General features: G+C 50.8%; 9 protein-coding genes. 1 reads left to right on the top strand and 8 read right to left on the bottom strand.

What is annotated here, in order from left to right; translation table 11 throughout:
• Window positions 1-420: 420 nt before the first annotated feature.
• The 8 genes from JI741_RS31840 to JI741_RS31805 form a co-directional block, all read right to left on the bottom strand.
• Entirely contained in the window at window positions 421-3096 is a 2676-nt protein-coding gene (locus tag JI741_RS31840) for an ABC transporter permease (RefSeq protein WP_236676381.1), read from the bottom strand.
• A 9-nt stretch (window positions 3097-3105) separates the two neighbouring features.
• Window positions 3106-3438, bottom strand: coding sequence for a PadR family transcriptional regulator (locus JI741_RS31835; RefSeq protein WP_202016558.1), 333 nt, complete (start codon window positions 3436-3438; stop codon window positions 3106-3108).
• A gap of 307 nt (window positions 3439-3745) precedes the next feature.
• Window positions 3746-5209: a Gfo/Idh/MocA family protein gene (locus JI741_RS31830; protein ID WP_202016556.1), complete on the bottom strand. Its 1464-nt coding sequence runs from the start codon at window positions 5207-5209 to the stop codon at window positions 3746-3748.
• 291 nt (window positions 5210-5500) lie between these two features.
• Window positions 5501-6571: a polysaccharide deacetylase family protein gene (locus JI741_RS31825; RefSeq protein ID WP_202016555.1), complete on the bottom strand. Its 1071-nt coding sequence runs from the start codon at window positions 6569-6571 to the stop codon at window positions 5501-5503.
• Window positions 6572-6583: 12 nt separating this feature from the next.
• Window positions 6584-7459: a glucosaminidase domain-containing protein gene (locus JI741_RS31820; RefSeq protein WP_202016554.1), complete on the bottom strand. Its 876-nt coding sequence runs from the start codon at window positions 7457-7459 to the stop codon at window positions 6584-6586.
• 171 nt (window positions 7460-7630) lie between these two features.
• Window positions 7631-8101: a hypothetical protein gene (locus JI741_RS31815; RefSeq protein WP_202016553.1), complete on the bottom strand. Its 471-nt coding sequence runs from the start codon at window positions 8099-8101 to the stop codon at window positions 7631-7633.
• A gap of 294 nt (window positions 8102-8395) precedes the next feature.
• Complete coding sequence (locus tag JI741_RS31810; protein ID WP_202016552.1) at window positions 8396-10753, bottom strand: family 20 glycosylhydrolase; 2358 nt, start codon at window positions 10751-10753, stop codon at window positions 8396-8398.
• 45 nt (window positions 10754-10798) lie between these two features.
• The gene (locus tag JI741_RS31805) at window positions 10799-13462 is read right to left on the bottom strand and encodes a glycoside hydrolase family 3 protein (RefSeq protein ID WP_202016551.1); all 2664 of its coding nucleotides are present in this window, start codon (window positions 13460-13462) and stop codon (window positions 10799-10801) included.
• Between JI741_RS31805 and JI741_RS31800 the strand changes: the two genes are divergently transcribed.
• Window positions 13452-13655, top strand: a complete 204-nt coding sequence (locus tag JI741_RS31800; protein ID WP_202016550.1) for a hypothetical protein — start codon at window positions 13452-13454, stop codon at window positions 13653-13655. The genes JI741_RS31805 and JI741_RS31800 overlap by 11 nt on opposite strands.
• Window positions 13656-13683 lie beyond the last annotated feature (28 nt).

Genomic DNA, 13683 nt, shown 5'->3' with positions numbered 1-13683 from the left:
CTATTTACGGATGGTTGTGGTAAGCCCTGGTCAGTAGAAATCCGCTTGAAGAATAGCTGCTCAGGGACGAGACCTTGAGATTGCGCACTACAAAGCAAATGTGCCCATGTCGCCAACAGTATCAGGACATGCTTTTTATTGCTCATTTTCACCTGTACATGCATTACATACAAGTTAGATTTTTTTTCAAACACTTCCATGCTGGCCTTGCAGGTGCCGCTGAGAACTTGGGGTGGTGCTGATTGCGGGGGATTTTTGTTGCCGCCGGGCAACTAGTGCCAAGCCTTGAGCTTGCCCATGAAGCTTTTGAAGCCTGCAGCAGCATGGGAGTTGCCGCGGCAGGCTGGAAGCTAGTGACGCTGTTTTTTGTATAAACTTGTATTGCTGACGCAGCGGATTTTCCTTGAAGGGATGTTGTCGTTACTCACTCCTCAATGAATTAACCGGATTGCTGCGTGCAGCCTTCACGGATTGAAAGCCCATGGTGAGCCATGCCACGAGAAAGGCGGCCGCTCCGGCAAACAGATAGACGGCAATGCCGATTTCGGTTTTATAGGTGTAGTTCTCCAGCCACCGGTTCACGGCATACCATGACAGGGGCGCTGCCAGAATGAAGGAGATCACAATCAGTTTTCCGAATTCTTTTGAGAGTAGCAGCACAATGCTGGCCACGGAGGCGCCCAATACTTTTCGGATGCCTATTTCTTTGGTGCGTTGTTCGGCGGTGAAGGCTGTGAGGGCAAACAGACCAAGGCAGGCGATCATGATGGCGAGGGCGGCAAAAATTCCGAAGAGGCGCTCGAGTCGTTTTTCGGCCGTATACATTTTGCCAAAGGCCTGGTCGAGGAAGGTGTATTCGAAGGGCTGGCCTGGTTGAAATTTTTTCCACGTTTTCTCTACGTCCTGGATGACACTGGCTGTGTTTGACGATGCAAAACGAATGGACATGCTCCAGCCACTCTTGCCCAGGTGAATGCCCAGGGGCGTGATGTTTTGTTTGAGCGATTCGAAATGAAAATCGCGCATCACGCCAATGACGGTGTAGGTGATGGTGTGGCCGAAATCGCCGTTGTTTCCAGTAACAATTTTTTCGCCGATGGGATCTTTAAATCCATAGCGCTTCACGGCCGATTCGTTGAGGATGATGGCTGTGGAGTCGGATGGAAATGCTCTTGAAAAATCGCGTCCCTGGACGATCTCCATTCCCAGCGTTGATATGTAGTCTGTGTCGACCGCCCAATTTTGCATGGAGATGAGGTTCTCTTGTGAGGGTTGTTTGCCATAGGGCCAGAAGCTGTTGTCGTTACGTCCCCATCCTGCAATGGGCAGAAATCCGGCCACCGACACGTTGGTTATTCCGGCGACCTTTAGCATTTCGTTCCTGAATGTTTCGTGTTGATTTTCGAGAAGCTCTGCGTTGTGAAGTATGATGACCTGGTCTTTCTTGAATCCGAGTTTTTTGTTCTGTATAAAATCCATTTGTTTGGTCACGGTGATGGTTCCGATGACCAGAAAGATTGAGATCATAAATTGAAACACTACCAGCGAACTTCTGACCGCGCCACTCTTCATGCCCAACGCCACTTTGCCTTTCAATACATTGACCGGTTTGAATGCAGACAGAAATAGTGAAGGATAGATGCCGGCGAGCAGGCCAATGACCAGGGCGGCCAACACCAGCGTGGCCACGAACAGCGGTGTTATGGGAACCACAAGGTTGCGCTCTGCCAGCACATTGAAGGCCGGCAACACCAGGTAGACAATGGCCAGGGCGATCATGAAAGAGAAAAAGCTTAACAAGATAGACTCCATCAGAAACTGACGCACCAGGTGCGACCGCAGTGAACCCAACACTTTTCGCACGCCCACTTCTTTTGCGCGATTGGCCGAGCGTGCGGTGGACAGATTCATGAAGTTGATGCAGGCAATGGTGAGAATGAAAAAAGCCACCGCACCAAACAGATAGACGTAGGTTATGTCGCTGTTGGTGCCGAGCTCGCCCGTTTTGTCGGAATGCAGGTGTATGCTGAGCAAGGGCGTGAGCATGTATTGAATCTTGTTACCCTTGGCGGCAAAGTCTTGCATCGAAAAATCGTTGCCAAAGAATGACTTTACCTGGGGGCCAATGTAGGTCTCGACCATTTTTGGAAATTTGGCTTCAAGGTCTTTTGGCGATGCACCGTTTCGGAGAAGTATGTAGGTGTTGAAGTTGCTGCTGAGCCAGGAATTGTCTTTGCTGTCTTCGAGCCCGGGCATGGCAAAGATGAAATCGAATTTGAAGTGCGTGGTGGCGGGAAAATCTTCGAAGACGCCGGTGACCTTATAGTTGTCTTTGTTGTCGATGATCAGGGTTTGGCCGATCGGGTTTTCGCCGGGGAAATATTGTTCGGCTTTGCTTCGGCTCATGACCACCGTGTTGGGTTCGGTGAGGGCGTTGGCCGCGTTTCCGTGGAGCAGCGGCAACGAAAATGTTTTGAATATTCCATTGCTGCCAAACACCGTGTATTGTTCCTTTATGTTGTCGGTTGTGCGCCTCACTCTACGCCATCCCCATTGACGGAAATTTGCAGTGGCTTCTATTTCAGGATAGTCGTGCAGCAGGGTTGGTGCGGCAAGCGGAGGAGCCACGGCAAGGCTGAAGTGGTTGCCGTTGAAATGTGTTTCTGAATCGAGGCGGTAGATCCGGTCGGCGTTTGCAAAATGTTTGTCGAACGAAAGGTCCTGTGAAATGTAAAGGGTGATGATCAAACACGAAGCTATGCCGATGGCCAGGCCTGTGATGTTGATGAATGTATAGAAGCGATGTTTGCTGAGGTTTCTGAGCGCGATGGTGAAATAGTTCTTAAGCATGATTTTCGCTGTTTTATTGTCTGTTTGAAGAACTTGCTGTTGCGTGGTTCGAAGGCCATGGGTGTGGCCAAATTTTTTCAGGACGTGGTGATAGGCATCGATGAAACGTTTGTTGTTTAGCATCTCCGCTTCGACCGAAGAACAAATGTGATCGATCACTTCCTCACGAAATCCATCGAGCACCACGCCGCGGTAGTGCAGGTCTTTGATGATGTAGTCGATATGGTCGTTGGTGAGCTGGGGCATTGCCTTGGCTTACGAAAACTTTACCTGTAAGACAGACGACATGGTTTCGATGAAATCGAGAAACTCACTCACCCTGTCTTTGGCCGTGGCGTTGCCCGCGGCGGTGAGGGTGTAGTATTTGCGAACGCGTTTGCCAATGTTAACCACTTCGGTGTTTAGCATGCCTTCGGCCTCCAGCTTGTGAAGGGTGGGATAGAGGGCGCCCTCTGTGAGTGAAATGCGTCCATCGGATAGCTCCATGACCCGTTGGGTGATTTCATAGCCATACATTTTGCCATGATCTTTTAATACCTTAAGTATTATGGTTTGTAGTGTTCCTTTCAGTAGTTCTGGCGAATGCATAAATGTCTAATACATAATATTCTTATGTATTAGACGGAACACATTTTATGGAGGTTTCATGAAATGAGAAAAATTATCGTGAGGTTGGAGCGGTTTCTTTGTAAGCGGTTGAACAGCAGTCTGTAACGGTCTGTTAATTTTCCGCCCAACCGGATGATTCCAAATGGGGAAGGGGGAGAAACGAAGAGGTCCTCCCGATTTTAGTATACACTAAAATGGGAGGACCTCATTGAGAATGATGTAAATCGAAATAATGCCGGGCGGCGATACTTTCAGTGTTGGAAATGATCTGCCATCCGCGCTGTTGCTACACTTCCCAGCCTTTGCGATAGGTTCTTCCTACAAACTGGTTGGCTTCTTCGAGGTTGGTGATTTTCATGTTGTCGCCATCCCACAGCAACTTTTTGCGGCCGTAGAACTGTACGTCATTGCCCGTTTGTTTTTTCAGCATGTAGCTGCGGATGGCAAGATTGCCCATCAACACCGTTTCGGTCATTGGTCCGGCATAGTCGAACGATGACGTGAGGCCCTTGTGCTCTTTGCTGCCGAAGCCTGCTTTGCATGCATCGACCCATTTGCGTTGGTGACCGTATTCGGGCTCTTCCGTAGATGCGGTCTCGGGACCGAACTCCGTTGTGCCGTCGTTGAGGTAAAGTTTGGGCATCATGGGCGAACTGTCGTTGATGTTTGTGGTGATCAGTCCTTTCTCGCCGATGATGAGCACACCGTTGGCACTGTTGGCGCCGCCAAAGTCTTTGTCTGCCGGAATGATCTCGGGCCGTGATGGTCGGAGGCCACCGTCGCTCCAGGTCATTTCGATTGGGGATTTGCTTTTTTCTGTTGCCGCAAAGTGAAGGGTGATGAACGATGAGGGAGGACAGCCTTCGGGATGATAGTCGGGTGTCCACATTTGCGAGTAGATGGAGCTCACGCTGCATTCTGCATCAGTGGGGTATTTGAGTCCGAGTGCCCGGAAGGGAATGTCGATGAGGTGACAGCCTACGTCGCCTAGCGCACCCGTGCCGTAGTCCCACCAGCCGCGCCAGTTAAAGGGATGAAGGTTGGGGGTGTAGGGCTTAAACTCAGCGGGACCGAGCCAAAGATCCCAGTACAGGTCTTTTGGTTTTTTGCTTTCGTCGGGCGCAGGCATGGCGGAACCCTGAGGCCACACGGGACGGTTTGTCCAGATTTGTACTTTCGAAATTTTGCCGAGGCTTCCGGAATCTATCCAGCGCTGCACCATGCTGTGCAAGGGATTTGAGCCGCCTTGATTTCCCATTTGTGTTACCACTTTTTTGTCGCGGGCCATCTTGGTGAGCAGGCGTGCCTCGCGGATGTTGTGGGTCATGGGTTTCTGAACATAGACGTGTTTGCCGCGCTGCATGGCAAATGCTGCAGCCGGTCCGTGCACGTGATCGGGCGTGGAAATGGTTACGGCATCGATATCCTTCTCCTGTTCGAGCATGATTCGGTAGTCGTTGTACAGCTTGGCTTTCGGGAAGTTTTCTACGGAGCGTTTTGCTGATCCTGAAAAGTCAACGTCGCACAACGCAGCAACTCTTTCGCGTCCGTTCACCGAAGCGTTCTTGATGTCGCTGGCGCCCTTTCCTCCTGCGCCAATCGCGGCAATGACAAGCTGATCGCTGGGCGCGGTGAAACCCACACCTCCCAGCACGTGCCTGGGCACTATGAAAACGGATGACGCAACAAGACTTTGTTTGAGGAATTTTCTGCGCGAAAAATCACCTTTTAGTTTATTGTTTTTTTGCATGATGGGAGATATTTGATGGTATTGAAGGAATTAGCTTTCGAATATATTAAAATTATGGTGAGTTGAACAATTTGTTTGATGAAAGGCGAAGTCGTCATTTTTGAAATGACAAACGTTGAACGTGTCAATCGCCGAGATCACTGCGTTCCTTGTCGTTCAATAATATTTGGGCTTTTGTTTTTTCGGTTCGGGTTAGCGACGGGGGATTATCAAACAATTGCCACAATATCTACAAATGTGGCAATTGTTTGATTGCACAATTTGATTCTATACCGTCCGAATCCGCTGGGATTATTTCATTTTCGGATTGATCCACAGGTGGCTATACCAGTGCCACTTTCCATCCTTGTCGGGGATGGTGATGGTATACAACGTCCTGCGCCGTTTTGCTAGTGGTTGTGTTGCCTGGATGGAAACGATGCCTTTGTTTTTATCCACCACGGTGAAGCGGCATGTGCCTCCCTGCACAAAACACTGCAGTCTTTTCAATTGCAGCTTCTCCGGATTGAGGGTGAGCGTTAGTGTGGGTTGCTTGTTTGCCGGCAGTGCCGTGTTGTCGGGATCTATTGCCGTTAGCGGCATGGCGTGCATGTTTGCCTTCTCGATGAACTTGGACTTTTCGGAATAGGCTTCTGACATGGGGAACCGGGGAAACTGGAAGAAATCTCCACGGCTATACATCACCCCGGAGTTCTGTGCGGCGGCCGCGATGAAGCCTGCTTCTTTCACGATCGTTTTCATGCGCGTGTCGAACTCGCCATAGGGATATGAAAATGCTGTTGATTTCACCGCCAGATGTTTTTCGATGAGCGATTGACTCAGCGTTATTTCGTCGCGAAAGTTCTGGTAGCGCGTGCCTTCCGGTTTGTTTAGAAAATAGTCGTGCGAGTGTGTGTGGTTTCCAATTTCCAGTTGATTGTCCATGCACGTTTTCAGATCGGCCCAGGTCATGAAGTCGCCGCTGCCAACGGTTTTGGTGTTGATGAAGAGGGTGGCCGGTGCGTGGTATTTTTTGAGGAGGGGCAAGCCGTGGTTGAAGAAGCTGAGGTATCCGTCGTCGATTGTGATGACGGCAATTTTTTTTGGGGCTTCGTCTGACTGTAAATATTTGACGGCGTCTGTGAACGTGTAGAAAGTAAATCCTTGCTGGGTAAGATAGGCGAGGTGTGTTTCAAAGTCGCGGGCCGGTGTGTTGGTGGTGGGGTAGCGACTGTCGTTGAACCGGTGGTAGATAAAACACAACACCTCCTTCTCGGGTTGCGTGGCTGATTGATTTTCCGGATCACGATGACTGCCTGCGCACCCCTGCACCAGCCAGGTGCTCAGGAAAAACAGGCAATATGAAAACCGGGCGATAGACATGATGTTTTTACATTAGTTTTCTACCAGGTATAGCGGGTCGATCTGGTAGGTATCGAACTGTGTGAGGTTGTTGTTGATGATAATTTTTTTGAGCTCGTTCGTGTAGATTGTGCGGCGCTCTGAAAAATGAGATAGATGCGGCAGTAATTCGAATGGATTTTCAGTTTGCTGCCGCGCCTCGCGCAGCGAGCGATAAGATCTGGAGCGCGCAATGATTTCGAAGTAGTGGACAATGGATTGCGACATGTCGAGGTAGGACCGAAGGTAGGTGCGTTTATTTTTTCGGGGCTTCAGTGCTGGTATGCGCGGATCTTTTGCGTTGTAGGACCAGACCCCAAACAGGTTGTTGCCTGCCAGAAAGATGCGCGACTTGCCCCAGCCGCTTTCCACGGCGGCCTGCGCCAGGATGAGGCTTGTGGGCAGCGTGGCCGTGCGCACCAGCAGATCGTTTATGTCGTGGGCCCGATAGCGTCCTTTCATGTCGAGATAGAAGGCACTGTCCTGGTCTGTCCAAACGGGGTGATCGCGCAGCCAGAGAATTTTTTTTCGGCGCTGCTCCACTTCATGCTTTGCCACGAGCACCGATGGAAGCACGGCGGCAATAAATTTTGCCTTGGCTTTACGCACAGGCAGCTTGTCGAGCCCAGACAGGTGAGTGTAGAGCAACGGTTTCACCAGGGGACTTTGAATCCACTCCACCTGATTGATGGACTCCACCTGGATGACTTCTGATTTAACCTGATGCGTAACCAGACTATCGGTGGGCCGGGTAACAACGAGAACAACAACACCTGCAACCAGCAACACCACAATCAGCAACAGAATGTAGCGATAGCGCCTGAGTGGTTTGAAGGCACGTGAAAAGTATCGTTTAAGAATAAGATCCATCCGCTGGTTTTATTTTAGCCTCAGGTGCGGGCACATGGGCCCTGGCAAGATACCTATTGCCGGGCATAAAACGATGCCACAGGACGTTGCCTGCGCGCTTCCAGCGATGAGAAATAGACAAAAAACAAAGGCAGGACATCATCACTTAGAAAAGAGGAAGACGAATTCAGATCAGGCTTTCACTCTGTTTGCATCGACCCAATAGGCCAGTGCCACAATAATTGCCAGCAAGGTATTGAAGGAGAGAAAAAGATTCATCAAGGGTCCTGTGGGTGGCGGTGTGAAAAGTCCCGATAGTGTAAATAGAATCAGTAGTGTAACCAATGACCAAAGTCCCCAGCTTCCAATTCTGTTTTTTGCCGTTGTTGTGGAGGTGTAATAGTAGAGTCCGATGAAAAATATCAGACCTTCCAGGAGCAACGTCAGCGCCACATGATTCCATAGGCCAAAGCCTACCCTTGTGTCTCCAAAGGGCGTGAGCGGCAAATCTGCGACATGGACAATTAAGTCAAGAAACCAATGACTTAATACGGCCAAACCAACAACAAGTGCTCCTCGAATATCTTTCTTCACTAAAAAATAGAGTGCCCCCACGGCCAGTCCCCAAGCAAACAAACACCCGAAGCAATCCGGCTTCAACAAAACTCATTCGTTCACACACTTCTCCCATCTTTAAAAAAAACTCCTTTCCTGATGGCCTGTGGCTTAAAGGAAGTGGCAATCTTTTTTGCGTCGTCCTGACTTACGCCAAAAGTAGGAGTTGATGTATTGTTCAAGATCTGTCATTCCGATATTACTTTGGCTATAGAAGGTGCCAAACCTTCTATAACCAAAGTTAAAAATATTTTTTTTGCATGACGATCCACGAGCGTCGATCGCCATCAAACTCACAGACAGCCGCACGGCGGTTTTGTTGCCTGAAACCGGGAGTTTTTTTTATTTGCTTCGCTTCAGCACGCCATCGGGGATACCTTGTTTGTCGATGCCCGGTCCTTTGTAGAGCAGGCGCAGGGAGCCACCTCCGCCACCTTCAAAATATTTCAGCGTGATCGGATGAACGCCTTTTGCCAGGGCAATCTGGCCGCTTACTTCGCGGGCACTGTGATATCCATCATCGTTCACAACCATTCTGTCGCCAATCTGCAACACGCTGCCGTCGTCGGAGGTGAGGTAGAAGGTGTAGATGCCCTCTGCCGGCACGTCAATAAATCCTTCGAAGATCAGGCCAAAGCTGTTTGCTTTTGGATATGTGGGGAGACTGATGTTGGGTGCAACAGTTTGTTTTTTGAAATCCTTTGCATCGATTTTGGAAACCGAGTTGTAGGAGGGACCTTCAAAATAGCGGCATGACAAACCGGGCAGGAGGTCTTGTGTGCTGACAGCCGCCAGGTAGGTTTGTTGTTCGAAGCGGATGGTGTAGCGATTGCCGGGTCTTTCTCCGGAACCCACCGTTAACAAATTCACGGTGGTGGTGGAGTCGATGCGGATCGGGTGCTCATAGCGTGTGGTTGGCTCTCCACCGTTGGTAGTGAAACGCGTCTCCACAACGCCGACCGGCAGGGTTAATGCAAGCTGTGCCGTGTCGGTGAACACAACGTGTTTTTCCAGCGCCGGAAGATCCGGAAGCCGGTATTTGATATTCATCTGGTCGAGACGGCTGTAGTGTTGTTGCAGACGTTCGTTGAAACTGTTCCAGTCTTTTGTGGTGTTCCAGGCGGCTTCGGCCAGGGCCATCATGCGGGGCATGGTCTGGTAGTCGAGACGGGCAACGGTAGGGATATACTCCGTCCAGATGTTGGCCTGGAGCCCGATGATTTTGGTGGCGTCTGTTCCCGTCAGTTGTTCCGGAACGGGGTTGAATGAATAGACATGTTCGGTTGTTTTCTCGTCCTGCTCGTAGTCAAAATAACAATGCGACGTTGGACTCATGATGACGTTGTGTCCGCGACTGGCGGCCACGGCGGGTGCGTTGGGAACCCAGCCTCTCCAATACATGACGGTGATGGTGGAGTCGACCTTGCCGTCGACAATTTCATCCCACCCGATGGTTTTTTTTCCGAGCTTGGTTACGATGGCATTGACGCGGTTCACAAAATAGCTATGAAGTTCGCGCGATGTTTTCCACTTTTTTTCTTTCAGCAATGCCGCGCAGGGTTTTGACTTCAGCCACGAGCTCTCGTCTACTTCATCGGCACCGATGTGAATGTATTGCCCCGGAAACAGCGACGCCACTTCGGAAAGAACATTTTCAACAAACGCGTAGGTGGTTTCTTCGCAGGGACAAAGGGGCACGGTGAAAAGTTTCCCCCAGCCACCCTGGTCAATACAGGTCAGGTCGGGAAACGAAGGGATGGCTGCATTCATGTGGCCCGGCATATCGATTTCGGGAACGATGGTGATGAAGCGCTTCTGGGCATAGGCCACGATGTCGCGAATGTTTTCCTGGGAATAATAACCACCGTATACTTTCACGCCATTCTCTGTTTTGAAGAACTCTTCGGGTAAGGCAAAATCGGGATTGGTGGTGGCTTTGTCGAGGCATACCGAATCCTGATTATTCAAAACCCGCCACGCACCTTTCTCGGTTAACTCGGGGTAGCGATTGATTTGCAAACGCCATCCCTGATCGTCGGACAAGTGAAGGTGGAGCGTATTGAACTTATAGAGCGACAGGCGATCGATGAACTGCTTGATGAACTCCACCGAAAAGAAATGTCTTGAAACATCCAGGTGCATACCGCGCCAGGCAAAGGCCGGTTGATCCTGGATGGACACTGCGGGCACAGACCAGGCTTCTGTTGCTTTATTTTTTTTCTCTACAGCAGCGGGCAGCAGTTGGCGCAGCGTCTGCACACCATAGAACAAGCCTACAGCATCGGAAGCCTGAATATGAATCTGGGTTGGGGTGACGGTGAGGGAATAGTGTTCAGGTCCTCCCGTGCCCGAAATTTCTAACAGGATTGAATTGTTCTGTGATGCATCTCCCGTAGAGTCAGATTTCAGGGCAAACGTGGAAGCATCGGAAATCATGTCGGCCAGGTATGCGGCAACACCGGATGCTTCTTTGCCTTTGCTGTGCAGCGTGGTTTCTTTGTTGAGCGTGAATTGGCCAGCGTCAGGTTGCAGCTGTATGGGCTGGGGGATGAGGGCTATCGGTTGCTCCTCAGGCAACGGTTGGCGTGGTGAACATTGCATGGCGAGCACACCCACGATCAATGCACAGCATAGCCTTGCCAGGTTTCCCTTTGTGTTGCGGGTGAAACGCGCGCTCAAATTCAAGTTGCTCTTTTCCATTTCTATACGTATTATCTTATGAAACTCATTTTCTATTTGAAACCATCATTTTGAAATGGTTAGCGCTTCAGACAAACGGATGTCTCTGCTGGAAGCGCCCACAAGGAGCTTGAAGGCGCCGGGCTCTACGGTCCATTCCATTTTGTCGTTGAGCATCTGCAGCAGGTCGGGTGTGATGTTGAAAACAACTTCTTTGCGTTCTCCTGCGCGCAGGTGAATCCGCTGAAATCCTTTTAGCTCGAGCACAGGCCGTGCTACGCTGGCGAGCATGTCTTTTATGTACAGCTGCACCACTTCGTCGCCATCGCGTGTGCCGGTGTTGGAGATTGTTACGCGTAACGAAGTGGACTCACCGCGGGTCATGATTTTTTTGTCGAGGCGGCAGTCGGTGTAGGTAAACGTTGTGTAGCTGAGTCCGAAGCCAAAGGGAAACAGTGGCAGACCACTGAGGTTGTTGTAGTCGTCGCCGCGGCCGGTTGGTTTGTGATTGTAGACGAGCGGGAGTTGTGCTTCATGTACAGGAAACGTGATGGGCAATCGGCCTGCGGGATTGTAGTCGCCAAAGAGTACGGCCGCCACGGATTTTCCGCCTTCTTCGCCGGGATACCAGATGTCGACAATGCCGGAGACATCATTTATCCAGTTTGTCATGGTGATGGCGCTTCCGCCAACAAGCAGCACAACGACGGGCTTTCCGGTTTTTGCGATTTGGCGAATGAGTTCTTCCTGATGTCCGGGAAGGCTTAGCATGGCCCTGTCCTGAAACTCTCCTTCCTGTATGCCCACGGCTACAATGGCAAGGTCGGCTTTGCGGACGGTGTTCACGGCTTGCTCTATTTTAGTTTGCCAGTCGTTTGCTACGCCTACGTTCCAAATGAGCTTCAGGTGTGCATTGCCGGTGGGCTCATAAAACTCTATGCGTATAGAATAGCGTTTGTCTTTTTCGAACCGAAAGTCGGCGAGCTGTGTGCTGTAGGATTGTTTGCTCCAACGATCTACGACAAGTTTGTTGTCGATGAACATACGATAGCCGTCGTTGCCATCCAGTCCGATTTTGAAGGTGCCGCTTTGTGGTGCTCGAACTTCGCCGGTCCAGCGCACGGAGTAGAAGCCGTTGGTGATGGCGTTGTCGGGTGAAGACAAGGTCCAGAGAAAATCTATTTGTGCATCGGAGCGTGTGAGCGCGGGAGTTCCGGCCAGGGTCACGTTGTTAAAATAATTTCCGGTAAGGCCTTGTTGTTTTCCATCGGTTAAATATTGAGAGGGAATGACGGTCCATTCCACTGTGGTTGGCCCAACACCTTCGGCATAAGACACTGGCACGCCCGCGGCGCGCTGACGGATGCCGTCCACTATGTTGATGACGCCGTTTCCGGGACCACTATAGCCACCTAGTCGTGCCGCCGTGGCCTCGCTGCCAATGACGGCAATCGATTTAATGTTTTTGCCGATTGGCAAAACCTGACGCTCATTCTTGAGCAGGACGATCGACTCCAGGGATGCGTTTTGGGCAATCGTTTTGTGAGAACGGCTGTCCTGGGGTGCGGTCAGCGTTGCTTCGCTCACATAGGGGTTTTCGAACAGGCCCAGTTCGAACTTGGCTTTGAGCACGCGGCTCACGGCTTCGTCCAGTTTTTTTGGATCGATGTGTCCGCTGGTGAAGGCGGGGCTGAACAGGGCGTGGTGTTTGTATTGCGTCTGAAAAATCACGTCGAGTCCGGCGTTGATTGCCTGCTCGCCGGAGGCGGGATAGTCTGCGACGGTGTTGTGCAGAACAATCGATCCGCCCACTGCGCCTGCATCGGAAATGACAAAGCCGGGAAATTTCCAATCCTGTTTTAAGGTTTTGTTCAACAGCCAATCATTGAGGGTGGCGGCCGTGCCATCTATGGTGTTGTAGCTGGTCATGATTGAGCGTGAACCGCCGCGCCGGATGCAGGCTATGAATGGCGGGAAATGGATTTCTTGCAGAAAGCGATTGTTGAGGTGAATGGGATAGCTGTCTCTGCCGCCGTCGCCAACGTTGGCGATGAAATGTTTGGGTGTGGTGATGATGTTTCTTTTTTCGAACGGAGTGACAAAGGCGACACCCATTTCGGATGTGAGAAAAGGATCTTCGCCATAGGTTTCTTCCACGCGACCCCACCGCACATCGGTGGCAATGTTGACAACGGGCGACAAGATCTGACGGATGCCGCGTATGCTTGCTTCTTGTGCGATGGCACTTGCCACGTGCCGCATGAGGGTGGTATCGAATGTGGCGGCCAGGCCAATGGCCTGGGGAAAGCAGGTTGTTCCTTCGCGCACCAGTCCATGCAAGGCTTCGTCGAAGGCGATGATGGGAATTCCGAGCCGTGTATTTTCAATGAAATGCTTTTGGACCGCGTTTATTTTGCGGGCAAGGGCCACGCCATTTTCGGAGGTGTTGTATTTGAGGAGTTGCTGTGTGTTGTCTGTGCCCTGCGATCCGGCGCTGACTTGAAAACCGAAGATTCCGTTTTTATACTGATCGGGCGTGGCGTTGTCGAGGTCGCCGGGTATCATAAAAAGTTGCCACGATTTTTCTTCCACCGTCATGCGGCCCAGAAGGTCTTTGACGCGGGCGTCGATGGGGAGGGTGGGGTTTTTATAGGGCAGCACTTGCTGCGCCAAGGATGCTATTGTCACTGAAAAGAACGCCAGTGAAAACAGAATACGTTTGAAATTCATGATTCTTAAGGGTGAAGTTAGGATGGGGCACACGGTGATATTCCTGGTCTTTGAATTGAACAGCAAGAATAAACAAGAAGATGAAAAGAAAATAAAAACACCGGGAATAATTCACGTGATTGTTGATGCCCGGCCTGTGGTTGTGACAACGAACTGCACTGTTCAGTTTCAGACGAATCTTGTGCATGAATGAACATGCAACACAGCACACACCTCCCGGC

This window comes from Chryseolinea lacunae, from assembly GCF_016735595.1.
Taxonomy (GTDB): domain Bacteria; phylum Bacteroidota; class Bacteroidia; order Cytophagales; family Cyclobacteriaceae; genus Chryseolinea; species Chryseolinea lacunae.
This window is presented reverse-complemented; position numbering and strand designations above follow the sequence as displayed.

Excerpts from the sequence above, each read along its gene's own strand:
- JI741_RS31805 (WP_202016551.1), bottom strand. The coding sequence starts at position 13,462 with ATGAATTTCAAACGTATTCTGTTTTCACTGGCGTTCTTTTCAGTGACA.
- JI741_RS31830 (WP_202016556.1), bottom strand. The coding sequence starts at position 5,209 with ATGCAAAAAAACAATAAACTAAAAGGTGATTTTTCGCGCAGAAAATTC.
- JI741_RS31835 (WP_202016558.1), bottom strand. The coding sequence starts at position 3,438 with ATGCATTCGCCAGAACTACTGAAAGGAACACTACAAACCATAATACTT.
- JI741_RS31840 (WP_236676381.1), bottom strand. The coding sequence starts at position 3,096 with ATGCCCCAGCTCACCAACGACCATATCGACTACATCATCAAAGACCTG.
- JI741_RS31820 (WP_202016554.1), bottom strand. The coding sequence starts at position 7,459 with ATGGATCTTATTCTTAAACGATACTTTTCACGTGCCTTCAAACCACTC.
- JI741_RS31825 (WP_202016555.1), bottom strand. The coding sequence starts at position 6,571 with ATGTCTATCGCCCGGTTTTCATATTGCCTGTTTTTCCTGAGCACCTGG.
- JI741_RS31810 (WP_202016552.1), bottom strand. The coding sequence starts at position 10,753 with ATGGAAAAGAGCAACTTGAATTTGAGCGCGCGTTTCACCCGCAACACA.